The organism is Micromonospora sp. CNB394 (genome assembly GCF_000374985.1).
GTDB classification, from domain to species: Bacteria; Actinomycetota; Actinomycetes; order Mycobacteriales; family Micromonosporaceae; genus Micromonospora; species Micromonospora marina.
In genome coordinates this window covers 87,415-110,258 of sequence record NZ_KB895844.1, presented here as the reverse complement: position 1 = coordinate 110,258, position 22,844 = coordinate 87,415, and the positions used below count along the sequence as shown (strand labels likewise).

General features: G+C 73.8%; 21 protein-coding genes. 13 read left to right on the top strand and 8 right to left on the bottom strand.

Features of this window, described 5'->3' with window-relative positions; all coding sequences use genetic code 11:
* Positions 1–90 precede the first annotated feature (90 nt).
* From C569_RS0120865 to C569_RS30650, 4 genes are all read left to right on the top strand, one after another.
* Positions 91–300, top strand: coding sequence for a helix-turn-helix domain-containing protein (locus C569_RS0120865; RefSeq protein WP_013288759.1), 210 nt, complete (start codon positions 91–93; stop codon positions 298–300).
* A gap of 220 nt (positions 301–520) precedes the next feature.
* Positions 521–622 (top strand): 30S ribosomal protein bS22, encoded by a 102-nt coding sequence (locus C569_RS32515; protein ID WP_007465623.1) that lies wholly within the window; start codon positions 521–523, stop codon positions 620–622.
* Between the two features lie 119 nt (positions 623–741).
* Positions 742–1,815: an NAD-dependent epimerase/dehydratase family protein gene (locus tag C569_RS0120855; RefSeq protein ID WP_018787711.1), complete on the top strand. Its 1,074-nt coding sequence runs from the start codon at positions 742–744 to the stop codon at positions 1,813–1,815.
* Positions 1,816–2,207: 392 nt separating this feature from the next.
* On the top strand, positions 2,208–3,029 hold the full coding sequence (locus tag C569_RS30650) for a lysophospholipid acyltransferase family protein (protein WP_051090511.1): 822 nt from the start codon (positions 2,208–2,210) through the stop codon (positions 3,027–3,029).
* A 16-nt stretch (positions 3,030–3,045) separates the two neighbouring features.
* Here the strand turns inward: C569_RS30650 and C569_RS0120845 are convergent, their stop codons facing one another.
* The 3 genes from C569_RS0120845 to C569_RS0120835 all read right to left on the bottom strand — a co-directional run bounded on the left by C569_RS0120845 (position 3,046) and on the right by C569_RS0120835 (position 6,146).
* A complete protein-coding gene (locus tag C569_RS0120845) occupies positions 3,046–3,924 on the bottom strand; it encodes an HAD family phosphatase (RefSeq protein ID WP_018787709.1) in 879 nt (292 codons plus the stop codon).
* A 109-nt stretch (positions 3,925–4,033) separates the two neighbouring features.
* Entirely contained in the window at positions 4,034–4,891 is an 858-nt protein-coding gene (locus C569_RS0120840) for a DUF5667 domain-containing protein (protein WP_018787708.1), read from the bottom strand.
* Between the two features lie 283 nt (positions 4,892–5,174).
* Positions 5,175–6,146 (bottom strand): ECF subfamily RNA polymerase sigma factor, BldN family, encoded by a 972-nt coding sequence (locus C569_RS0120835; RefSeq protein ID WP_018787707.1) that lies wholly within the window; start codon positions 6,144–6,146, stop codon positions 5,175–5,177.
* A gap of 581 nt (positions 6,147–6,727) precedes the next feature.
* Between C569_RS0120835 and C569_RS0120830 the strand changes: the two genes are divergently transcribed.
* Entirely contained in the window at positions 6,728–6,982 is a 255-nt protein-coding gene (locus C569_RS0120830; RefSeq protein ID WP_013288752.1) for a glutaredoxin family protein, read from the top strand.
* Between the two features lie 24 nt (positions 6,983–7,006).
* On the top strand, positions 7,007–7,648 hold the full coding sequence (locus C569_RS0120825) for an HAD family hydrolase (RefSeq protein ID WP_018787706.1): 642 nt from the start codon (positions 7,007–7,009) through the stop codon (positions 7,646–7,648).
* Between the two features lie 9 nt (positions 7,649–7,657).
* Here C569_RS0120825 and C569_RS0120820 read toward each other — a convergent pair whose 3' ends face one another.
* Both C569_RS0120820 and C569_RS0120815 read right to left on the bottom strand, forming a co-directional pair.
* Positions 7,658–8,314, bottom strand: a complete 657-nt coding sequence (locus tag C569_RS0120820) for a response regulator transcription factor (protein ID WP_018787705.1) — start codon at positions 8,312–8,314, stop codon at positions 7,658–7,660.
* A 41-nt stretch (positions 8,315–8,355) separates the two neighbouring features.
* Positions 8,356–9,660 carry a sensor domain-containing protein gene (locus tag C569_RS0120815; RefSeq protein ID WP_018787704.1) on the bottom strand — a complete coding sequence of 435 codons (1,305 nt, stop codon included), beginning with the start codon at positions 9,658–9,660 and terminating at the stop codon, positions 8,356–8,358.
* Between the two features lie 389 nt (positions 9,661–10,049).
* Between C569_RS0120815 and C569_RS0120810 the strand changes: the two genes are divergently transcribed.
* The 6 genes from C569_RS0120810 to C569_RS0120785 all read left to right on the top strand — a co-directional run bounded on the left by C569_RS0120810 (position 10,050) and on the right by C569_RS0120785 (position 16,804).
* Positions 10,050–10,820, top strand: coding sequence for a redox-sensing transcriptional repressor Rex (locus tag C569_RS0120810; protein WP_018787703.1), 771 nt, complete (start codon positions 10,050–10,052; stop codon positions 10,818–10,820).
* Positions 10,817–12,190 (top strand): glutamyl-tRNA reductase, encoded by a 1,374-nt coding sequence (locus C569_RS0120805; RefSeq protein WP_018787702.1) that lies wholly within the window; start codon positions 10,817–10,819, stop codon positions 12,188–12,190. Before C569_RS0120810 ends, C569_RS0120805 begins: the two co-directional genes overlap by 4 nt.
* Positions 12,187–13,173, top strand: coding sequence for a hydroxymethylbilane synthase (hemC, locus tag C569_RS0120800; protein WP_018787701.1), 987 nt, complete (start codon positions 12,187–12,189; stop codon positions 13,171–13,173). The genes C569_RS0120805 and hemC overlap by 4 nt, the downstream gene beginning before the upstream one ends.
* Complete coding sequence (locus C569_RS0120795; protein ID WP_018787700.1) at positions 13,170–14,750, top strand: uroporphyrinogen-III synthase; 1,581 nt, start codon at positions 13,170–13,172, stop codon at positions 14,748–14,750. The genes hemC and C569_RS0120795 overlap by 4 nt, the downstream gene beginning before the upstream one ends.
* Before the next feature lie 13 nt (positions 14,751–14,763).
* Positions 14,764–15,747 (top strand): porphobilinogen synthase, encoded by a 984-nt coding sequence (gene hemB, locus C569_RS0120790; protein WP_018787699.1) that lies wholly within the window; start codon positions 14,764–14,766, stop codon positions 15,745–15,747.
* Positions 15,748–16,201: 454 nt separating this feature from the next.
* The gene (locus tag C569_RS0120785; RefSeq protein ID WP_231394851.1) at positions 16,202–16,804 is read left to right on the top strand and encodes a helix-turn-helix transcriptional regulator; all 603 of its coding nucleotides are present in this window, start codon (positions 16,202–16,204) and stop codon (positions 16,802–16,804) included.
* Between the two features lie 32 nt (positions 16,805–16,836).
* Here the strand turns inward: C569_RS0120785 and C569_RS0120780 are convergent, their stop codons facing one another.
* From C569_RS0120780 to C569_RS0120770, 3 genes are all read right to left on the bottom strand, one after another.
* Positions 16,837–20,103 (bottom strand): lamin tail domain-containing protein, encoded by a 3,267-nt coding sequence (locus tag C569_RS0120780; protein ID WP_018787697.1) that lies wholly within the window; start codon positions 20,101–20,103, stop codon positions 16,837–16,839.
* A 92-nt stretch (positions 20,104–20,195) separates the two neighbouring features.
* Positions 20,196–21,209 carry a GNAT family N-acetyltransferase gene (locus tag C569_RS0120775; protein WP_018787696.1) on the bottom strand — a complete coding sequence of 338 codons (1,014 nt, stop codon included), beginning with the start codon at positions 21,207–21,209 and terminating at the stop codon, positions 20,196–20,198.
* A 67-nt stretch (positions 21,210–21,276) separates the two neighbouring features.
* Positions 21,277–22,464 carry a lytic transglycosylase domain-containing protein gene (locus tag C569_RS0120770; protein ID WP_155945569.1) on the bottom strand — a complete coding sequence of 396 codons (1,188 nt, stop codon included), beginning with the start codon at positions 22,462–22,464 and terminating at the stop codon, positions 21,277–21,279.
* Between the two features lie 56 nt (positions 22,465–22,520).
* Between C569_RS0120770 and C569_RS0120765 the strand changes: the two genes are divergently transcribed.
* Positions 22,521–22,736: a zinc ribbon domain-containing protein gene (locus tag C569_RS0120765; RefSeq protein ID WP_018787694.1), complete on the top strand. Its 216-nt coding sequence runs from the start codon at positions 22,521–22,523 to the stop codon at positions 22,734–22,736.
* The last annotated feature ends 108 nt before the right edge of the window (positions 22,737–22,844 follow it).

The following is a 22,844-nucleotide window of genomic DNA, read 5'->3' as shown; positions in this document are numbered from 1 at the left end:
GCTACCGTACTGGTTACACGCGCGTCGCTCGTCGAGGCGGGAGCACCTGCCCGGTGACACGCGCCGGGCACGGGAATGGGTCGGTGAGCCATGGCCGGGTCGCAGTCCGACGCACGGCTGTCGGATGTCAGGTTCCTGACCGTCGCCGAGGTGGCGACGGTCATGCGGGTCTCCAAGATGACCGTCTACCGCCTCGTGCACAGCGGTGAGCTGACCGCGGTACGGGTCGGCCGGTCGTTCCGGGTGCCCGAGCACGCCGTGCACGAATACCTCCGGGGCGCCTTCCAGGAGTCCGCCTGAGCCCTCGGCGCACCGTCCGCCGAGTGCGACGAAAAGGGGCATCGACGGGGGCGCGTTGGTCCTGCTGACGCACTCCGGTTAGGCTGGGCCACGACCGTGACCGCTCTCTGGTGTGCCCTGCCCACCACGCTGGTCCGGTCCGTTGTCCGCAAGCGGTCACGGCGCCACCCGTGGTGGTGCCGTCCGGTCCGCCCCGCACGTTGCATCGAAAGGCTGTCGTATGGGCTCGGTGGTCAAGAAGCGCCGCAAGCGCATGGCTAAGAAGAAGCACCGCAAGCTGCTGCGCAAGACCCGCGTCCAGCGTCGCCGTCTCGGCAAGTGACCGGTGCCGGGCAGCGGCCCGGCACCGGCACCACTTGCCAACTGTCGACCCTCGGAGGCTCAGGTGATCAGGCCGTGGACGTCCCGGCTCGATCCCGCCTGCCGCGCTAGGCGCACGACATGACCCCCGGTGACACCTCAGGTGCCCCGGGGGTCGTCGTCGTCACCGGGGTCGGTCGCTGGCTCGGTGCCCACGTGGCCGCCCGGCTCGCCGCCGACGAGCGGATCGAGCGTGTCATCGGGGTCGATCCGGCGCCACCCAACCCCGAGCTGACCGACCTGCTCTCCGACGTCGAACGGATCCGCCTCGACCTCGACTCGCTCGGCGGCCTCCTGCACGACCTCGACGTCGACACGGTGGTGCACCTGGCGCTCGTCACCGCCCCCGACCCGCAGCAGGGCGGCCGGGCGGGGATGAAGGAACAGAACGTCATCGGCACCATGCAGCTGCTCGCCGCCGCGCAGCGCGCGCCCCGGCTCCGCAAGCTCGTGGTCCGCTCGTCCACCGCCGCGTACGGGGTGTCGTTCCGCGACCCGGCCGTCTTCACCGAGGAGACCGAGCCGCGCGAGGTGCCACGCGGCGGTTTCGGCCGCGACATCCTCGACATCGAGGGGTACGTCCGCGGGTTCCGCCGCCGCCGGCCCGACGTCACCGCGACGGTGCTGCGCTTCGCGCCGTTCATCGGGTACGCCGCCGACACCACGCTCACCCGCTACTTCTCCCAGCCGGTGGTGCCGACCGTCTTCGGCCGCGACCCGCGCCTGCAGTTCGTGCATTTCGACGACGCGCTGGAGGTGCTGCACCGGTCCGTCGCCGAGAAGCACCCGGGCACGTACAACGTCGCCGGGCCGGGGGTGCTGTCGCTGTCGCAGGCGATCCGCCGGGCCGGCCGGGTGGCGGTGCCGGTGCTGGAACCGGGCCTGGCCGGGGTCGCCGCGATCGCCCGCAGCCTCGGCTTCGGCCGGTACGGCTTGGACCAGGTGGACCTCTTCGTGCACGGTCGGGTGGTGGACACCAGCCGACTGGAGCGGGAGTACGGCTTCACGCCCCGTTCGACCGCCGCCGCGTTCGACGACTTCATCCGCGCCCACCACGGCGGCGTCGTGGTCACCCGGGACCAGCTCGCCACCGCCGAGCAGTTGGTGCTGGAGAGCATCCGGCAGGTCCGCTCGACCGTACGGGAGCGCTCGTGAGCAGCCCCGACGAGCGGCGTGACGCTCGTTACGACGTACCGCTGGGTGTGCCGGATCCGGGCGCGGAGCCGGCGCGGCGCAACGGGCACCGCCGGCTGACCGCGCCATCCGCCCGCCCGGCGGCGGCCGCGGACCCGGCCGACGAGCCGGACACCTCCGCCGACGAGCCCGGCGCGGCTGCCGAGCCGGGCGTTCCGGGCCCGGCCACGCCCCACCAGCCGGCCAGGAAGTCGGTCGCCAAGAAGGCCGTCGCGAAGAAGGCGGTGGCGAAGAAGGCGGTCGCCAAGAAGGCGGTGGCTGATCAGCCGGCCGGGAGCACGCCGGCCGGCGAGACGCAGAACCCCGCCGGGCCGGCGGTCGCCGACCGGCCGGGCGACCACTGGGACCGCAAGGTGGCCCAGGGGCTGGCGTTCCTGCGGCGGCGGCTCGCCGGTGACTACGAGGTCGACGAGTTCGGCTTCGACCCCGACCTGACCGACGCGGTGGTCCACCCGCTGGTCCGGCTGCTCTACCGGGACTGGTTCCGCACCGAGGTCAGCGGCATCGAGCACCTTCCGGCCGAGGGCGCCGGACTGGTCGTCGGCAACCACTCCGGCACCGTGGCGCTCGACGCGCTGATCCTCTCCACCGCGCTGCACGACCGGCACCCGGCGCGCCGCTACCTGCGGCTGCTCGGCGCCGACCTGGTCTTCCGGATGCCCGTGGTCTCCGAGATAGCCCGCAAGACCGGCGGCACCGTCGCGTGCAGCCCGGACGCGGAGCGGCTGCTCGGCAACGGGGAACTCGTGGGCGTGTTCCCGGAGGGCTTCAAGGGCGTCGGCAAGCTCTACGCCGACCGCTACAAGCTCCAGCGCTTCGGGCGGGGCGGGTTCGTCTCCGCCGCGCTGCGTACCGGGACGCCGATCGTGCCGGTCGCGATCGTCGGCGGCGAGGAGATCTATCCGATGCTCGCCGACATCAAGCCGCTGGCCCGGCTGCTCAAACTGCCGTACTTCCCGGTCACCCCGACGTTCCCCTGGCTGGGGCCGCTGGGCATGGTGCCGCTGCCGAGCAAGTGGCTGATCGAGTTCTGCCCGCCGATCCCGACCGCGCACCTGCGCGACGCGGCGGACGACCCGCTCGTGGTGTTCAACCTCGCCGACCAGGTGCGGGAGACGATCCAGCAGACGCTGCACAAGCTGCTCGAACGCCGGCCGGACCCGTTCGGCCCGTGAGCCGGGCCACGCGGGGTCAGACCTCGCGGTGGCGGCGCCGGTGCAGCGCCAGACCGGCCGTCACCGCGCCGGCGAGCAGCCCGGCGGCCGCGGTGGAGGGCACGGCGATGCGTACGGCCCGTCGCCCGGTGCGGAAGTCCCGCACGTCCCAGCCCCGCTCGCGGGCCTGCCGCAGCAGCGCCGGGTCGGGGTTGACCGCCACCGCGCGGCCGACCGCACCGAGCATCGGCAGGTCGTTCGCCGAATCGCTGTAGGCGGCGCACCGGGCCAGGTCCAACCCTTCCGCGTCGGCGAGCTGGGTGACCGCCTCGGCCTTGGCCGGGCCGTGCATCAGGTCACCGACCAGCCGCCCGGTGTACGCGCCGTCGACCACCTCGGCCACCGTCCCGATCGCGCCGGTCAGGCCGAGCCGGGCCGCGATCACCCGGCCGATCTCCACCGGGGCGGCACTGACCAGCCAGACCCGCTCGCCCGCGTCGAGGTGACGCTGGGCCAGGCGACGGGTGCCGGCCCAGATGCGCGGCGCCATCAGCTCATCGAAGATCTCGTCGGCGAGGCGTTCCATGTCGTCGACCCGCCAGCCCTGGACGAAGGCGAGCGCGGCCTCCTTGGCCTGCGACATGTCGCCCGCGTGCTCGATGGCGAGCAGCCGGAACCGTGCCTGCTGCCAGGCGAACCGGGCCAGGTCACCGGCGGTGAAGTACTTCCGGGCGGCCAGCCCGCGGGCGAACCAGTAGATCGAGGCGCCCTGCATCATCGTGTTGTCCACGTCGAAGAACGCGGCGGCGGTGGGATCGGGCGTGCCGGTCGTCGCCGGTGCCGCCGGGGTCTCCGACCAGCCCGCGGTGTGCCCGTGCGCGTCGGTGCTGACGGTCACCTTCCGGCTCCCGGCCACGGTGACCTCCCTGCCTGGACGACGCGTGCCTGCCCCGGGTCGAGCGTATCCGGCACGGCGTGACGGCCGGGTGTCCGGCGGGAGAAGTGTGGCGCGGTACGCCCGCCCCTCAGCGGCCGGCCGGGCAGGTGGCCGGAGCGGGCCCGAGCATGTCGCTGGCCTGCGGCGCGGGCAGCCCGCAGGCGATCGCCTCGCGCAGCGCGTCGGCGCGCTTGCCCGCCGCGTCGAGCAGGGACAGCGAGCGGCGGGTGCGGTCCCGGTCGGCGCTGTCGGGCCGGTCGAGCAGGCCACTGACCACCCGGCGCTGGCCGGCGAGGAACGTGTCCACCGCGTCCAGCGCCGCCGGGTCCGAGCGCTGCGCGGCGACGGTGGTCAGCAGGCGTACGCCCTGACGGGTGTCCGCGTCCATGTCGTCCAGGACGGCGCTGAAACCGAGCCGGTCGTCGCGGACCGAGGCGGCCTCGTCGAGCCGGGTACGGGCGAAGTCGAGGAAGAGCTGCCCGCGGCTGATGTCCGAGCTGGCGAGTGCGAGCTGGGCGCGTTCGGTGGAGCGCTTCATGCCGTACAGGGCGTCACCGGGCAGCGCGTTCTCGCTCGCGGCGGAGATGCCGGACAGGGCGACCGCCCCGGCGGCCACGCCGACCAGGATCGCGCCCCGGGCCCGCGCCCGGCGGCCGGTGATGGCTGGCAGCAGCGCCCCGCGTACGCCGGAGGTGCCGGTCCTGGCCGGAGCGCCGACGCCCTCGCGTTCGGCGGTGGCCACGAGCATCGCCCGCAGGCCGGTACGGAACTGGGCGTCCACCTCGACGTCGGGCCGTTCGGCGGTGAGCCGCCGGCCCACCTCGACGAGTGTGGTGAGTTCACCGTCCGCCTTGGACCGGACGTGGTGCCGGCGTCCGCCATTGGCCTCGTCGAGGAGTTGCGCGAAGCGCTCGGCTCGCCGACGGGAGAAGAGGTCGCTGTCCACCGCGGCACCCCCTCTCGCTGGTCACGGCCGGGCGGCCGTCGTCGTCACCAGCGACCGGTGGCAGCGTGTGGCCCAGGGCCGACCGGGACGGCCGACCTGACCCGCCGGACCGGGTGGCCCGGGGGACGCCGGGACAACCACTGGTCGCACCCGGAGAAACGGACCGCGCCGGTCGCCGGTTACGGCTGGGACGGCGGCGAAATCACCGGGAGTGAGGGGCGGGCGGGGGTACGTCGGGCATGCGACACCGCCCGGCGTCCGTGCGCCGGCCGGGTCGGGACGGTCAGGAGTGGAAGCCGTCGGGCAGCAGCCGGGCCAGCGCCCGGACCGCCCGGTACTGCAGGGCCTTGATGGCACCCTCGTTCTTGCCCATGGCGCGGGCCGTCTCGGCCACCGAGAAGCCCTGGAGGAACCGCAGCACGATGCACTCCTGCTGCTCCGGGTTGAGCTGCTTGACGGCGGTGAGCAGGGCGACGTTCGTGATGTGCTCCACCACGGCCGCCTCCGGGCTGCCCTCGGGCCCGCGGTCCTCCCGGTCGGCGTCCAGGACGTCGCCGGTGGTGACCTCCAGCCGGTAGCGCCCGGACTTGAAGTGGTCGGCGACCAGGTTGCGGGCGATGGTGACCAGCCAGGCGCCGAGGTCGCGGCCCTGCCAGGTGAAGCTGCCGATCCGCTTGAGCGCCCGCAGGAACGTGTCGGAGGTGAGGTCCTCGGCGAGCTGCCGGTTGCCGACGCGGAAGTAGACGAACCGGAACACGGTGTCGACGTACCGGTCGTAGATCAGCCCGAACGCCTCGGACTCGCCCGCCTGCGCGCGCTCGACCAGCGTCCACACCTCGGTGGCCGGGTCGGACGGGTCGGGACGGCTCGGGAAGCCGGTGGCGGGCGCCGCGGCCGGCACGGCGGGCAGGACGGCGGTGTCGCCGGTGGTCACCGCCGGCAGGACCGCGGTCTCGGCGGCGGACGGCTCGGCCTCGGTCGCCGCGTCGCCGCGCCGCACCTGGACGGGCATGGCCGGGCGGGCCGGGCTGCCCAGGCGGCCGGTCGTGGGCTTCGCGTTGCCGCCCGGGGTCGCGGGGCGGGGTGGTGCCTCGTTGGTGTGGTGCGCGCGGCTGCGGACGCGCCGCCCGTCGCCGCGTACGGCGAGCTGGCCGTCGGCGCCCCGCGGGCCGGGGTCCGCGCGCTCGTTGAGCGGGTTGCGCTGGGCCGGGCCGGTGACACCGGCCGGTCGTTCGGCGTAACCGAAGGTGGTCACCGCGCCTCCCCAGGCTCAGTGGACAGTGGCCGCGCCGGAGGACCGGGTATCACCCGGTCGGGCACGGCCGGGTCGGGACATGCCGGCGGGCGGCAGATCCCCTTGAGGTGCTGGTCCAATGCGCTCACGGGCACGGGGGCCTCCTCGGGCTGAGGGGTGTCGACTCACGGCAAATGGGGTGAGCCGACCCGAGTGATGATAGGGCCAACGTCACCCACGCGTGGCAAGTCCGTTACACAGAGCGGAAGTATTTCCCGCCGGATCGCACACATGGCGGACCCGTTGTCCGTCGTGTGTGGTTGACTTTCGCGCCGGAGCCTGGTTCGTCGTGGAAAGTCCTGGTCGGAGCCGATTTTCTTTTCGCTCGGCGTGTCGCGGGAGCGGTGCGCACGGTGCCCGTCCGGCGGTCCTTCCGGACGCCGGCAGAGATCCTCATCCCGCATACAGGAAACCCACCAGACGACAATTGCGGTCCCGCGCGGCGGTCCTGGGCGCGCCGCACCCGCGGACCGGCGAGACTGTGCGGGCGTACGTGGTGCCGTCGCCAGCGCCGCCGACCGAGATCCGCACGGAGGTATCCGATGTCCAGTGACCCGAGGCTCATCCTGATCACCCGGCCCGGCTGCCACCTGTGCGACGACGCGAAGGCCGCGCTCGACCGGGTGGTGGCCGTCACCGGCGACCGCTGGGTGGAGCGCGACGTCACCGGAGACCTGGAGATGGAGCGCGACTACGGCGACCGGCTGCCGGTGGTGCTGCTCGACGGCAAGGAGCACGGCTACTGGCGGGTCGAGGAGGACCGGCTGCTGCGCGACCTGACCACGCCGCAGCTCTAGCACTATGGTGCTCGGGTGACGGGTATGCGACGCCACCTCGTGTGGGACTGGAACGGAACGCTCCTCGACGACCTCGACCTGGTGGTCCAGGCCACGAACGTCGCCTTCGCCAGCGCCGGCGGGCCGGCGGTCACCGCGGCCGAGCACCGGGTACGGTTCCGGCGGCCGATCGCCGACTACTACGCCGAGATGCTCGGCCGGGCCGTGGACGCCGAGGCGTTCGGGACGCTGGACCGGGTCTTCCACGACGCCTACCGGGCCGGGCTGACCACCTGCGCCCTGGCCGCCGACGCCACGACCGCGATCGAATCCTGGGAGGGCAGCCAGTCGCTGCTGTCCATGTGGTTCCACGACGAACTCGTGCCGACCGTGCACACGTACGGGCTGACGCCGCACTTCCGCCGGGTGGACGGGCTGCGCGCCACAGTCGGCGGCGGGCACAAGGCCGAGTGGCTGGAGAAGCACCTGGCCGAGCTGGGGCTGGGCGGGCACGAGGTGGTGCTGATCGGCGACTCGCTCGACGACGCGGACGCGGCCGCCTCGGTCGGCGCCCGCTGCGTCCTCTACACCGGTGGCCTCTCCGACCCGGAGCGGCTGCGCGGCAGCGGCCACCCGGCCGCCGACACGCTCACCGAGGCGGTGACACTGGCCCGGACGCTCGCCTGACCCGCCCGGTCAGGCGCGCAGGTGGGCCAGGACGGCCAGGACGCGGCGGTGGTGAGTGGTCGCGTCCGGGGGCAGGTCGAGTTTGGTGAAGATGTTGCGGACGTGCTTCTCGACCGCGCCGTCGCTGACCACGAGCGTCCTGGCGATGGCGGTGTTCGAGCGGCCCTCGGCCATCAGCGCCAGCACCTCGCGCTCGCGCGGCGTCAGCGACGCCAGCGGGTCGTCGCGCCGCCGCCGGACCAGCAACTGGCTGATCACCTCCGGATCGAGGACGGTGCCGCCGGCGGCTACCCGGGCCAGGCCGTCGAGGAACTCGTCGATCGCGGCGACCCGGTCCTTGAGCAGGTAGCCGATCCCGCCGCCGGCCCCGCCCGCGGTGTCCAGCAGGTCGTCGGCGTACGACACCTCGACGTACTGGGACAGCACCAGGATCGGCGTGCCGGGCACCCGGCGGCGGGCCTCTACCGCGGCGCGCAGTCCCTCGTCGGTGTGTGACGGCGGCATCCGCACGTCCACCACCGAGACGTCGGGCCGGTGCGCCACCACCGCCTCGACCAGCGCGTCACCGTCACCGACGGCGGCCACCACCTCGTGCCCGTACTCCGTCAGCAGCCGGACCAGCCCTTCCCGGAGCAGTACGGCGTCGTCCGCGATCACCACCCGCATGGGTCCGGTGTCTATCACGCCCGGAGCCCGGGCGGGCCGGGTCACCTCGGCAGTTCGGCGTGGATCCGGGTGGGCCCGCCGGCCGGGCTGGTCACCTCCAGCGTGCCGCCCGCCGCCCGGACCCGGTCGGCGATGCCGCTGAGTCCGTGCCCCTTCGCCAGGTGGGCGCCGCCGGCCCCGTCGTCGGTGACGGTGATCTCCAGCCGGCCCACCTTCCGGGTGACCTCCACCCGGGAGGCCGTCGCCCGGCTGTGCTTCGACACGTTCGTCAGTGCCTCAGCCACCACGAAGTACGCGGTGCTCTCCAGCCCCGGGTCGAGCCGCCCGGCGGCGGTGCCCAGGTCGTCGTCCAGGGTCAGCTCGGTGGGTACCAGGGCGCGGGCGGCGAGCGCGGCGAGCGCGCTGGGCAGGCCCCGGTCGACCAGGATCGGCGGCGCGATGCCCCGGGACAGGGCGCGCAGCTCGTCCAGCGTCTCCCGGGTCTGCGCGACCGCCTCGTCGAGCGTCTGCCGGGCCGCCTCCGGGTCAGCGGTGAGCTGGTGCCGGGCCCGGCCGAGGTCCATGGCGAGCCGGACCAGCCGTTGCTGGGGGCCGTCGTGGATGTCGCGCTCCAGCCGGCGCAGCGCGACCGCCTCGGCGGAGGCGGCGGCCCGCTTCTGCTCCTCCAGCGTGACGATCCGCTGCCGCATCTCGGCCACGCCGGTGAGCAGCGAGTACGCCAGCCCGGCCTGGAGCCGGGCGCAGCCGCGCGCCACCAGCGGGAGGGTGAACAGGGCGAACAGCCCGATCGCGGTGTTCAGGACGATCCGTGGGCCGGGGCCGTCGCCCATCCCGAGGAGCTGGCTCAGGTCCTGGTGACCCGCGCCGCGCGGGATGGCCCAGTCGTAGGTGATGTAGAGGGTGCCGCCCAGGGCCAGCACCCACCAGACCACCAGCACCACGAACGTGGGCACCGCCACGAGCAGCTGGACGAAGGCGTGCAGCAGGTCGAGCCACGACTGGGCGTCCCGGATCGGGGTGAACACCCGGCGCCAGAACCCGGCGCCCGGCTCCGGCCGCCGGTAGACCGGGCGTACCCGCGGCCGGTCCTGCACCCCGGCGAGCCGGAGCCGCTCGACGTCGGCCAGCCCGCGGGCCGCGTAGAGGAGGCCGGCGATGATCGGCAGGCCGAGCGTGGTCACCAGCAGCCCGGCGGAAAGTGAGATCCCCACCACTGCCAGCACGAAGCCGACGAGCGCCAGCGGGAGGCCCACGAGCACGTAGGTGGTGTCGCGGGCGAGGCGTCGCAGGAGCCCTCGTACGGGGGAGAGCGGGGCGGGCGCGGTGGCCAGTGGTACGGCGGTCATGGTTCGAGGCTATGGGCGTGTGACCCGCCTACCCATCCCGCGCGCTGGCCTGTCCGGGGTGGGGTTCTCCCTACCGGAAAACGTGAGCCTCGACTCGCCACGCCCGTCACGGAGCGCTACGGGCTCCGCGCGATTGGTCAGGGAAGTCTGGATTGAGCAATAATCGCCATGCGCCGCCGGGGACGCGGTTGATCGATCTTGCGGGAATGGAGGGGCAGGTGAAGGCGCGTCGCGAGCTATCAAGATCGCGATTTGTGCACCCCTTCACAAACACCTACTCTGTAGTTCCGACGCGCCCTGCTAGCACAGCCGGCAATCTCGGTCGCCAGCGGGAGTCCCGAAACGACCGGCCCCCGTCGCTGGTCGAGGATCGCACCGCACGGAGTCTCATGAGCCAGCACCGTCAACCAGGCGCGTCCGGTCGCACCGGTGCCATACCGGCGCTCCCGGACCTGCCCGAGGCGACCGTGTCCCGGCTCCCGGAATACCTGCGCGCGCTGCATGCGCTCGCCGACGCCGGGCACGAGACGGTGTCCAGCGAGGGCCTCGCCAACGCGGCCGGCGTCAACTCCGCGAAGCTCCGCAAGGACCTGTCCCACCTCGGCTCGTACGGCACCCGCGGCGTCGGCTACGACGTGGCGCTGCTGGTCGACCAGATCTCCTCGGTGCTCGGCCTCACCCAGTGCCGGACCGTCGCGCTCGTCGGCGTGGGTAATCTCGGTCACGCGCTGGCCGGCTACGACGGCTTCGCCAACCGCGGCTTCCGCATCGCGGCGCTCGTCGACGCCGACCGGTCCCGCGTCGGCGAAGTGATCAACGGCCTGGTCGTACGGCACGTCGACGAGCTGCCCCAGATCGTCGCCGAGGAGTCCATCTCGATCGGTGTCATCGCCACCCCCGCGCCGGCTGCCCAGGCGGTGGCCGACCAGTTGGTCGCCGTCGGCGTGACGAGCATCCTCAACTTCGCGCCCTGCGTACTCTCGGTCCCGGACGGGGTCGACGTGCGCAAGGTCGACCTCGCCATCGAGCTGCAGATCCTGTCCTTCCACGAGCACCGCAAGGCATCGCTGACCGCGCTCCCCGCCACCGGCGGGTCCGCCCTCACCGCCCTGCCCGGCGGATTCGCGGCAACCGACACCCAGGAGGCGATCGGCACGTGAAACTGCTCGTCGTCGGCGCGTCCTACCGCACCGCCCCGGTCGCCACCCTGGAACAGCTGGCCGTCCCGCCCGCCGACCTCACCCGCACGCTGGACCGCCTGATCACCCAGCCGTACGTCGCCGAGGCCGTCCTGGTCTCCACCTGCAACCGGGTGGAGGTCTACGCCGCCGTCTCCGGGTTCCACGGCGGACTCGGCGACATCTGCGCGGTCCTGGCCGACCAGGCCGGTTGCCAGCCGGCGGCGCTGGCACCGCACCTCTACGTGCACTACGACGCCGCCGCCGTGGACCACGTCTTCCGGGTGGCCGCCGGGCTCGACTCGATGGTGGTGGGCGAGGCGCAGATCCTCGGCCAGCTCCGCGACGCCTACCACTGCGCCGGTGGCGCCGACTCGGCCGGGCGGCTGCTGCACGAGCTGATGCAGCAGGCGCTGCGGGTCGGCAAGCGCGCGCACGCCGAGACCAACATCGACCGGGCCGGGCAGAGCGTCGTCACCGCCGCCCTCGACCTCGCCGCCGACCTGCTCGACGGCGACCTGACCGGCCGGCCCGCCATGGTGGTCGGTGCCGGCGCGATGGGCTCGCTGGGCGTGGCCACGCTGTCCCGGCTGGGCGCCGGCCCGCTCACCGTGACCAACCGGGGCACCGCCCGTGCCGTCCGGCTCGCCGAGTCGTACGGCGCGTCCGCCGTGCCGATGGCCGAGCTGATCGCCGCGCTCGCCGCTGTCGACGTCGTGGTCGCCGCCACCGCCGCCACCGAGCCGGTGCTCACCCGCGACGTGGTGACCCGGGCGCTGGCCCGCCGGGACGCCGGCCGGGGCCCGCTGATCCTGCTCGACCTGGCCGTTCCGCGCGACGTCGAGCCCGGTGTCGCCGAGCTGCCCGGCGTCGAGGTGATCGACATCGACCGGATGGCCGCCGTCCTCGCCGACGGACCGGCCGCGGCCGACGCCGCCGAGGTGGCCCGGATCGTGACCGGCGAGGTCGAGGCGTTCCTGAGCTGGCTGCGCGGCGCCGACGTCGCACCGACGGTGGCCGCCCTGCGCGGCCGGGCCGAGGACGTCGTCACCGCCGAGCTGCGCCGGCTCGGCCAGCGCCGCCCCGACCTCAGCGACGACCAGCGCGCCGAGGTCGCCCGGACCGTGCACCGGGTCGTGCAGCGACTGCTGCACCAGCCGACCGTACGGGTCCGCCAGCTCGCCGCCGAGCCCGGCGGCGACCAGTACGCGGCGCTGCTTCGCGAACTGTTCGACCTGGACGTTCCGCAGACGTCCCCGGTCGACACCGTCCCCGACGTGGTCGCCACCGATTTCGACGGCCGGTCGTCGTTCGACGCCGCCGACGTCCCGCCCACCGGAGGTGCGCGATGACTGCCCCCCTTCGCCTCGGTACCCGGGGCAGCACCCTGGCGCTGGCCCAGTCCGGCCACGTCGCCGAGGCCCTCACCGCGGCCACCGGCCGGCCGGTCGAGCTGGTCGAGGTGGTGACCGCCGGCGACCGGTCCACCGCACCGGTGCAGCGGCTCGGTGTCGGTGTGTTCGTCTCCGCGCTGCGCGACGCGCTGACCGCCGGCGAGATCGACTTCGCCGTCCACTCGTACAAGGACCTGCCCACCGCGGCGGCGCCCGGCCTGCACGTCGCGGCCGTACCGCCCCGGCAGGACCCGCGCGACGCGCTGGTGGCCACGAACGGCCGTACGCTCGCCGAGTTGCCGCCCGGCGCCCGCGTCGGCACCGGCGCGCTGCGCCGGATCGCCCAGTTGCACGCGCTGGGCATGCAGTTGGAGGTCAGCCCGATCCGGGGCAACGTCGACACCCGGCTCGGCCGGGTGCTCGGCCCGGACGCCGACCTCGACGCCGTCGTGCTGGCCCGTGCCGGGCTCAACCGGATCGGCCGCGCCGACGTCATCACCGAGACGCTCGACCCGATGCTCATGCTGCCCGCGCCCGCCCAAGGTGCGCTGGCCGTCGAGTGCCGGGCCGACGACCAGGACGTGGTCGAGCTGCTCGCGCTGCTCGACCACGCACCGTCCCGTGCCGCGATCACCGCGGAACGGGCGCTGCTGGCCACCCTGGAGGCAGGGTGCAGCGCACCCGTGGCCGCGTACGCCGTTCTCGCCGAGGGCGAGCCCACCGACGAGGGCGACATCAATCAGGAGATCTACCTGCGCGGTGCGGTGATCAGCCCGGACGGTACCCGTGACCTCCGGCTGTCCCGCACCGGAACGCCCGCCGACGCGGCGGAGATCGGCAAGGCACTCGCCGCCGAACTCCTCGAACTCGGCGCCGACTCGATCCTCGGCCAGGACGCACAGGCCGGCCCGGGGACCCAGCAACTTGGGAGCACAGAATGACCCGCACCCGTAAGCCCGTAGGCCAGATCGCATTCGTCGGGGCCGGCCCCGGCGACCCCGGCCTGCTGACCCGCCGGGCGCTGGACGCCCTGGTCGAGGCCGACCAGGTGGTCTACGACCGGGGCGTACCCGAGTCGCTTCTGGCGCACGTCCGCGCCCAGGCCCGGCCGGACGCCGAGTTCAGCCCCGCCGAGGGCGTGCCGGGAGACGTGGCGAAGGTGCTGATCTCCGCGGCCCGGTCCGGGCAGAACGCCGTGCACCTGGTCGCCGGTGACCCGTTCGGCCACGACTCGGTGGTCAAGGAGGTGCAGGCGGTCGCGCGTACCGCCGCGCACTTCGAGGTGGTGCCGGGCGTCGGCCAGGCCGAGGGCGTGGCCACCTACGCGGGCGTCCCGCTGCCGGGCGTACGCACCGCCGCCGACATCGAGGACGTCACCGCGCTGGACTTCGAGGCGCTCGCCGCCGCGGTCGCCCGGGGTTCGCTGGCGCTCGCCGTGGACGCCGGCGACCTGGCCGCCGTCCGGGACGGCCTGCTGGCCGCCGGGGTCGACGGCACCACAGCGGTCGGGGTGACCGGCGACGGCACCGGCGAGACGCAGTACACCACCACGTCGAGCGTCGACTCCTTCGTCGCGGCGGCGCTCGGCTTCACCGGCCGGGTGGTGCTCACCGTCGGCGCTGCCGTCACCGACCGCGACAAGCTGAGCTGGTGGGAGAACCGCCCGCTGTACGGCTGGAAGGTGCTGGTGCCCCGCACCAAGGAGCAGGCCGGCGTGATGAGCGCGCGGCTGCGCGCGTACGGGGCCATCCCGTGCGAGGTGCCGACCATCGCGGTCGAGCCGCCGCGTACCCCGGCGCAGATGGAGCGGGCGGTCAAGGGTCTGGTCGACGGCCGGTACGCCTGGGTGATCTTCACTTCGGTGAACGCGGTCCGGGCGGTGTGGGAGAAGTTCGCCGAGCACGGCCTCGACGCCCGCCACTTCGGCGGCGTGAAGATCGCCTGCATCGGCGACGCCACCGCCGAGGCGGTCCGCGCCTTCGGTATCCAGCCCGAGCTGATCCCCTCCGGCGAGCAGTCCTCCGAGGGCCTGCTGGCCGAGTTCTCGCCGCACGACGAGATCCTCGACCCGGTCGGCCGGGTGCTGTTGCCGCGCGCCGACATCGCCACCGAGACCCTGGCCGCCGGCCTCACCGAGCGGGGCTGGGAGGTCGACGACGTGACCGCGTACCGGACCGTGCGCGCGGCCCCGCCGCCCGCCGAGATCCGGGACGCGATCAAGTCGGGCGGGTTCGACGCGGTGCTGTTCACCTCGTCGTCCACGGTGCGGAACCTCGTCGGTATCGCGGGGAAGCCGCACGCCCGGACCGTTGTTGCAGTGATCGGGCCCAAGACGGCGGAGACCGCCACCGAGTTCGGCCTGCGCATCGACGTGCAGCCGCCGCACGCCTCGGTGCCCGACCTGGTGGAGGCGCTCGCCGCCTACGCCGTCGAGCTGCGGGAGAAGCTCGCCGCCATGCCGGCGAAGCAGCGCCGCGGCTCGAAGGTGCAGGGCCCGACCGCCCTGCGGTTCCGCTGACAGGAGGCCCGTCATGCCGTACCCCGAGATCCGGCCCCGCCGGCTGCGCCGCAACGCGGCCGTGCGGCGGCTGGTCTCCGAGACCCGCCTCGACCCGGCCGAGCTGGTCGTGCCGATGTTCGTCAAGGAGGGGCTGACCGAGCCGCGGGCCATCGCGTCGCTCCCGGGGGTGCTCCAGCACTCCCGGGACTCGCTGCGCAAGGCCGCCGTGGAGGCGGTCCAGGCCGGGGTCGGCGGGATCATGCTGTTCGGCGTGCCGGCGACGCGGGACGAGACCGGCTCCGGTGGCGTCGACCCGGCCGGTGTGCTCAACACGGCGATCCGGGACGTGGTCGCCGAGGTCGGCGACTCGACCGTGGTGATGAGCGACCTGTGCCTGGACGAGTTCACCTCGCACGGGCACTGCGGCCTGCTCACCCCGGACGGTGGGGTTGACAACGACGCCACGCTCGCCGCGTACGCCGACATAGCGGTGGCCCAGGCCGCGGCCGGGGTCCACGTGGTCGGGCCGTCCGGGATGATGGATGGTCAGGTCGGCGTGGTCCGCAAGGCGCTGGACGCCGCCGGGCACCGGGACGTCTCGGTGCTCGCGTACGCGGTGAAGTACGCCTCCGCCTTCTACGGCCCGTTCCGGGACGCCGTGGAGTCGGCGCTGGAGGGGGACCGGCGCACCTACCAGCAGGACCCGGCGAACCTGCGCGAGTCGCTGCGCGAGGTCGAGTTGGACGTGGCCGAGGGCGCCGACATGGTGATGGTCAAGCCGGCGCTGCCCTACCTCGACGTGGTGTCGGCGGTCCGGGCCGCGGTGAACGTCCCGGTCGCCGCCTACCAGGTCTCCGGCGAGTACGCGATGGTCGAGGCCGCCGCTGCGAACGGCTGGATCGACCGGGAGCGGGTGATGCTGGAGACGCTCACCTCGATCGGCCGGGCCGGCGCCCAGATCATCCTCACCTACTGGGCGGTCGAGGCCGCCCAGTTGCTGCGCGAGCGCTACTGACCGCTGCCGGCTGTCGGCTGCCTTGCCGGAGGTACGGCAGCCGAGGGCTCGCCCCCGCTCGGGCTCGCATGGTCGGCCAACGCTTGCCCACAGCCGATGTGGTCACTCAGAGCAACATTCCGGCTTGCGGACCATGTCACCTCGCCCCGCCTTTGCTCTGCAGCCACCGGCGCACCCATTACCAAGCGTGAGCGCCGCCTCGGTGGCTGCAGAGCAAAGTCTGCCGAGGTGGACTCGCCTGCCGGGACGGGCCCGGGTTTGTGTCCGTATTCGTGTATTTTGCTCCGTCGCGCTGGGCCGCCGGTCTCGGTGTGGTGTTGACGCTGAGTGAGGGTCACCCTCTGTGCGCGCCTCCGATCGGTACCGCGCAGGGGCGAGCGCCCTGTCCCGGGTTTTCCACAGGGGCAGGGCGCAGGGTTGCCGAGCCGGTGCGGCAGGCGGGACCGTGGGCGGCGTGACAGACATCTCCGACACCGGGCCGGAGGCCGCTCCCACCCCCGGCGCCGCTACCACCCCCGGCGCCGCGACGGCGGCAGACGGCGCGCCGGCGCTGCTCACGGAGCCGTTCGACGTCCCGTTCCCGGCGCCGGGGATCGTCCGGGCGGTGCGCCGCCGCGCCGACGCCAGCCAGCGTGAGCTGGCCCGGTTCGCCCGGGTGCACCCGAGCACGATCGGGCGGATCGAGGCGGGCAGCCTGACGCCGAGCCTGGCCATGCTGTCGCGCATCGTCGGCACGGCCGGCTTCCGGCTCGTGGTCGTCGACGAGGCCGGCCGGCTGCTCAAGCCGATGCGTGACCGGGCCGACCTGCGCGACGGCGCGGAGCGGCGGTACCCGTCCCACCTCGACATCGTCACCGACCCGGAGCCGGGCGAGTGGTGGGCCGACCGGTACGGGCTGGCCCGCCCACCGGAGACCTTCTACCGCAACCGGGAGGTCCGGGACTGGCTGCGCCGCCGCAGCCAGTGGGAGGTGCGGGTGGCCAAGTACCGCAGCGTGCCGCCACCGCCCGATCCACAACGGTGCGGATACCGCGGCGGCCCGCCGATCCGCCCATGAGCGGATCGACGGGCCGCCGAGCGGAACGCCGCTCAGTCGTCGTTCAGGATCGTCCCGACGCCGGCCGGGTCGGCGAGCCGCAGGCCCGGCACGCCTGCGACGTACAGCGTGAGCTTCTCGTCCGCCTCGCGCTTACGGTCGCCGCGCACGGTGACCGGGAACGTCAGCGAGGTCCGGCCCGCGGCCAGCATCCGGCAGCCCACGTACGGGTCGTAGTCCGACCCGGCCTGCGCGGTGGTGCCGTAGGTGGCCGCGCACACCAGGGCCGGCTCGGAGAGCGGGCGGGACACGGTGACCGTGAACGTCATCGTGCTGGTGCCCTTGTCGCCCTCCGTGACCGAGGTGTCCGCGACGCGCAGCGAGGCGCGCGACCGGAACCGGGCCACCTGCGGGTCGTGGTCGCTGGCGCCCCGGTCACCCAGGTCCGGCGCGTCGGTGGGGTAGTCGGCGTTGATGTGCGCCGTCCGCACCTGCACCAGGTCGTCGTGCATCGGATCGTTGACGAAGAGGCTGTCCAGCGTCTGCGCCTGACCGCTGAAGGTGTACGAGTACGCCGACGCCGGAGCATCCTGCACCAGATCGTCCCAGAGGTTGTGCAACCCGGCCTCGTAGAGCGGGGCGAGCTGGTCCGACGGGGTCGGGTTCTGGGCGGTGGCGATCGGGTCGTCCGGCCGGGGGAAGACGTTAAGGTCACCGCCGTAGACCACCCGGGCGTCCGGGTCGTTCGCCTCGGCCGCCCGGACGATCGCCGCCCCGTACGCGGCCTGCTCGCGGCGCTGCCCGACCCGGCTGTCCGGCCCGGACGAGAAGTGGTTGGCGACCGCCCAGAGCGTGAACCGCTCGGTCGATCCGGGCCCGGCCTTGACGGTGAACCGGGCCACCTGCGCCGCGCGGGTGTAGACGTTGCTGCCGTCCACCCCGGTCGACCGGTCCACGTCGTCCGGCAGCACCGCGTTGAGCGCCTTCGGGTTCTGCACGTCGGCGTTGGACGGCAGTGCCGCCGAGCGGTACTGCACCGTCGGCGCGGAGCCCAGAAGCGGGTCCGCGGCGGTCGCCTCGGCCAGGGACAGCCGGTCGGTCCGGTAGAGGAACGCCGAGGTGATGCCGCGGGCGTCCGCGCCGGTCCGGTCGTACGCGGCGGCGTACGCCGGGCCGCCGTTGGCCGCCACCGCGAGCGCCAGCTCCTGCACGGTGTCCGGCGCGCCGTCGGCGTCGTTGGTGTCGCCGCAGGCCAGCGCGCCGTTGACCACCGAGCAGATGTCCTGGTCCTCGGCCTCCTGCACCAGGATCAGGTCGGGGCTGTGCAGCGACCGGACGATCTGCCGGGCCTGCACGGCCAGCCTGGCGGCGTACGCCTCCGGGCTCGCCGGCACGTAGTCGAACGGCGGGCTGACACCGGGGCAACCGGTGTTGCCGGCGAAGTCGCAGCCGTCGAACGGGTCGTCCCGGTAGTCGTACAGGTTCTCCACGTTGTACGTGGCGATGGCGACCTCACTGCCGCGGTCGGCCGGCTGCGGCGGGTGGTTCGCCGCCGGGTCGGCGCCGCCGGTCAGCGTGAGCTGCTCCGGCTGCACGCTGTACTTGCTGAACGCGTACGAGACGGAGCCGTAGGCGTCCTCGGTGAGCGTGTCGAACGTGCGCGCCTCGGGCAGCAGCGCCCGGGAGTCACCGGCAGTCGCCTTCACGCCGCCGGCGCCCAGCAGGATCCGCTGGTTGTTGCCGTTGTCGAACAGAGTGCCGGGGATGTCGTCGAGCGGGTGCGCGTCCCGGAACACGCGCCGGGCGTACGGGTCGGACCGCTTCATCACCGGGTCCTCCCGATCCAGCACGTAGATCTCGGAGTCCGTGGTGGAGGAGAAGATGTGCCGGGGCGCGGAGACGCCGCTGCCCGCGCGTACCCGCATCCGCTCGCCCTCGTGCCGCTCCCAGAACAGGTCGGCGGCGGCCGCCTCGGCCGGCGGGACCGCGTCGTCGACCCGGACCACGGTGTCCACGTCGAGGCCGGAGTCCAGCTTGCGGACCAGCGAGGCGCCGGAGAGCTGGGTCTGGTTGAAGTACTCGGAGACCCGGCCGCGCAGCACCACCTCGTCACCGACGGTCGGCGCGTATCCGCCGATCAGCGTGGTGAACGAGCCCATGAAGACGAACAGGCCGTCGGAGGTCAGCGGGTCGTCGTCGGAGGTGCCGAGCCGGCTCTGGAGGTAGAAGCCCCACTGGTCGGCCCCGGCCGAGCTGCGGGTCAGCGACTTGCCGGTGATGACGCCGCGCACGTCGTACAGCGTGGAGCTGGTGCCGTTGCCGCTGGCCGGCGCGAGCGGCGACCGGTCGGTGCGGCCGTCCTCGTCGGCGGTGCGGCCCTGCACCTCGCCGATCGACAGCACGCTCGTGGCCCGCACGGTGAGCGTGCAGGTGGCGGTGTCGCCCGCGGCGTCGGTGGAGGTCACGGTGACCGCGTAGCTGCCGGCCGGCAGGCCGGTGGCGGTGAGCGTCGCGGTGGCCGTGCCACCGTCGCCGGTCGCCGGGGTGAAGGCGGTACGGCTGATCGAGCCGCTCGCGGGCACCGGCACGACCGCGGTGACCGCCAGGTCGGTGACCGTGTCGTCGGCGTCGGTCGCGGTGACCTCACGGGTGGCAGTGGCGCCCGCCGACAGCGTCAGCGTGTCACCGCAGGCCAGGGCGGGCGGCTGGTCGGCCGGGCCGCCGCCGGTGGTGTGGCTGCCCAGCCCGTCGAACGTGTCGGTGGCGAAGCCGGCCCACTGCGCGGCGGGGTCGAACGCGTCCGCCGGGTCGGTGTCGCCCGCGGTCACCGACGGCAGCCGGCGCAGGGTGTTGTCCGCCGTGCCGGTGAGGCCGCTGCCCCACTCGCTGCCCGGGTCCACGCCGACCTGGCCCAGGGAGTCGACCACCGTGCCGCCCTTGCGCAGCACGATCGCGTCGTCGCCGTTGAACAGCGAGCCGGAGTACGTCTGGTCGGCCTGGGCGAGGATGGCTGGCGCGGCCGCCGCGGCGGCGAAGACGAACACGTCACCGGCGGCGACGGTGCCGGTCAGGGACACGTTCGTCGAGGTGGAGGCGCCGTTGAAGAAGAGCTGGAGCTGGTAGTCGCCGGCCGCCAGGTCGATCGGGGCGCCGGTGCCGTTGTACAGCTCGACGGCCTTGTTGTTGGACGACCCCTCGACGTACTCGGAGATGAACAGGTCGGCGGGCGCGGCGCTGGCCGCGGTGGGTGCGACAACGATCGCCGTGAGGGTGACGGCGGCGGTGGTCGCGAGCGCGGCGAGGGTGCGGCGCGGGCGCATGGGGCCTCCACGATGGGTGGACAGGAACTAACGAACGTTAAGGCTCTCGTGGGTGCACCGTCCAGCCCCTTCGATGACCGGCCGGTGAACGCTCAGCGGTGACTGTCCAGCCGGTGCACCAACTCGGCCACGTCCACACCGTATTCGCACCAGTCGCGGTCGGGGCGGTAGCCCAGCTCGGCGTTGACCTTCAGCATCGACTCGTTGTCCTGCGCGTTCCAGGTCTGCACCTCGGCCACCTCGGGCTCGGCCGAGCGCAGCTCCAGCAGCATCCGCGCCTTGATGGCCCGGTCGATGCCGTAGCCGCGGTGGTCGTGGACGACGATCGTGTCGTACTGGTCGGCCCGGGTCGGGTGCTGCGCCGGCACCACCACCTCGGTCAACCCGGCCACCTCGCCGGTCTGCTCGTGCAGCGCCAGCACGATGTACGGCTTCATGCCGCGCCGGTGCAGCGTGGCGAGGCTGTCGCGCAGCCGGTCCGGGTCGTAGGAGCTGGGCCGCAGCTCCACGTCGTCGGAGTCGCGCACCTCGGCCTTGGCCCGCGCGTACGCCTCGATGAGCTCGTCCGGCGGGCCGCCCGGCCAGAACTCCACGCGGTAGCCCGCGCCGACCTCGGCGGCCATCTCGGTGAGCGCCGGCCAGTCCACCGAGCGCAGGTCGAGCACGCTGCGGGTCTCCACGTAGTCGCGGGTGAAGCCCAGCGACTCGTAGAACCCCACGGCCGGGGTGTCGCCGACCACCTCCACGCCGATCGACTGGAAGCCCTCGTCCCAGACCCGGCGGGCGGCCACCCGCACCAGCTCGCGGCCGATGCCGCCGCGCCGGATCGCCGGGTGCACCAGCACTTCGAGCACGCCGATCCCGCCGAGCAGCAGCACGTGCACATGCCCGAGGATCGCCCCAGGCGTGCCCTCCGGGGCGTCCTCCTGGGCGACCCACGAGATCCGCCGCTCGCCGGGCATCACCTCGGACAGATACTCCCGCATGGAGCTCTCCCGCCAGGGCGGATCCTGCGGCAGATCGGCCGCCAGGACCGCGTTCAGCGTGTCCAGCAGGGACGCGATCTCGGCGGACGACGCGGTCCTGGGATCCCACTCGCGCACCATCACCCGTCTAGCTTGCCGTCAACGGCAGCCGGGGGGAAGGGTTCAGTCCGCGAATGTACGCGAGCCGTCACCTCACGTTGCGGCTGAGTCTGCCGTACTCGTCGGCCTTGTCGAAGACGGCCTGGGCGTACCGGCGCACATCGTTGTAGGAGAGGATGGCGCCCCACCAGTCACCCGGGATGGTCATGTTCCGGCCGCCCTTGCACAGGTAGAGCCCGGCGGCGAGCGCCGCGTCGTCGATGTCGTGCGGGTTCTTCACGCCGTCGCCGTCAGCGTCCGCGCCGATCTCCTGCCAGGTGGTCGGGATGAACTGCATCGGGCCGAGCGCCCGGTCGTGGACGCGGTCGCCGTCGAGCAGCCCCTGGTCGGTGTCGAGGATGCGGGACCGGCCGCCCTGCCCGTCGAGCGGCTCTCCCCTGATCTCCGGCAGGGCCCGCCCGTCGGCGTGCAGCGTGGCGCCGTTGGCCGAGCCGTGGCGCGACTCGACGTGACCGATCGCGGCCAGCGTGGTCCAGCTCAACTGGCAGGCGCGGTTGCTCTGCGCGAGCACCAGCTCGGCGTAGGCGTACGCCTGGAGCGCCACCGCGGGGACGCCGGTCACCGCGCTGACCCGTTGCGCCCAGCCGGTGAGCGTGTCGGCCGGGCGCCCGGTGGGCAGCACCGGGGCGGTGGTCGCGCCGGGCAGCGGAGTGCCGGTCGGCGCGGCGGTGCCGGGCAGGCCGGTCAGGGCCGGGAGCGGGGGCGTGGCGGGTGCCGCGGCGGTCTGCGGCACGCTCGGTTCCGAAAGGGCCTCGGTGACCGGCTCCGACCGGCCGAGCGCCGCCGGCACGATCACCGCGCCGGCGGTGGTGGCGGCGGCGACCAGCGCGAGCAGGAACAGCGCGGGCAGTGTGGTGCGCCCGCCGGGCCGCCGCGACCAGGCGCGGGTGGCCCGGGCCGCGCCGACGGTGAGCTGCCTCGGGCGCGTCCGGATGGCGCGTGTGAACGGTATCCGCCGACGACGCCCGCCGCTGTCGGCCGGCGCCTCGCCCTTCGGCGCCGACCCGGAATCCGGCTGCTCGCCCTCGCCCGGACCGGGCTGCGGCTTCCCGCCCGGCCCGGCGTCCGCGTCGCGCTCGGCGCCCGGCATGGGCTGCGGCTTCTCGACAGGCTCGGCACCGGCTCTACGGGGCCGCGGGACGGGTGGGACACCGTCGTCGGGTGGCGCGGCGCGTCGCAGGGGCCGGGCCGTCGCTCGCCGTTCGCCGTCCACCACCCGTCGAGTATCACCCATCCGGGTGACGACGTCAGGCCCGGCCGTACGCTTGGGGCATGCCCCGGTACGAGTTCCGTTGCCGCGCCTGCGGCGACACCTTCGAGGTCAGCCGCCCGATGGCCGAGGCCGCGCAGCCGGCCGCCTGCCCGCAGGGCCACGCCGACACGGTGAAACTGCTGTCCACGGTGGCCGTCACCGGCCGGGGCGGCTCCGCCCCGAGCGGTGGGATGCCCAGCGGCGGCGGTTGCTGCGGCGGCTCCTGCGGCTGCTGACTTTCCGCCGTCCGTCCCGCGGGTCGATCGGGGTCTTGCCGCCGGTGTGATCTTTTGGCACCTTGGGGCGGAATCTGCCCAGCCGTTCTCACGATGCGTGACGGCACG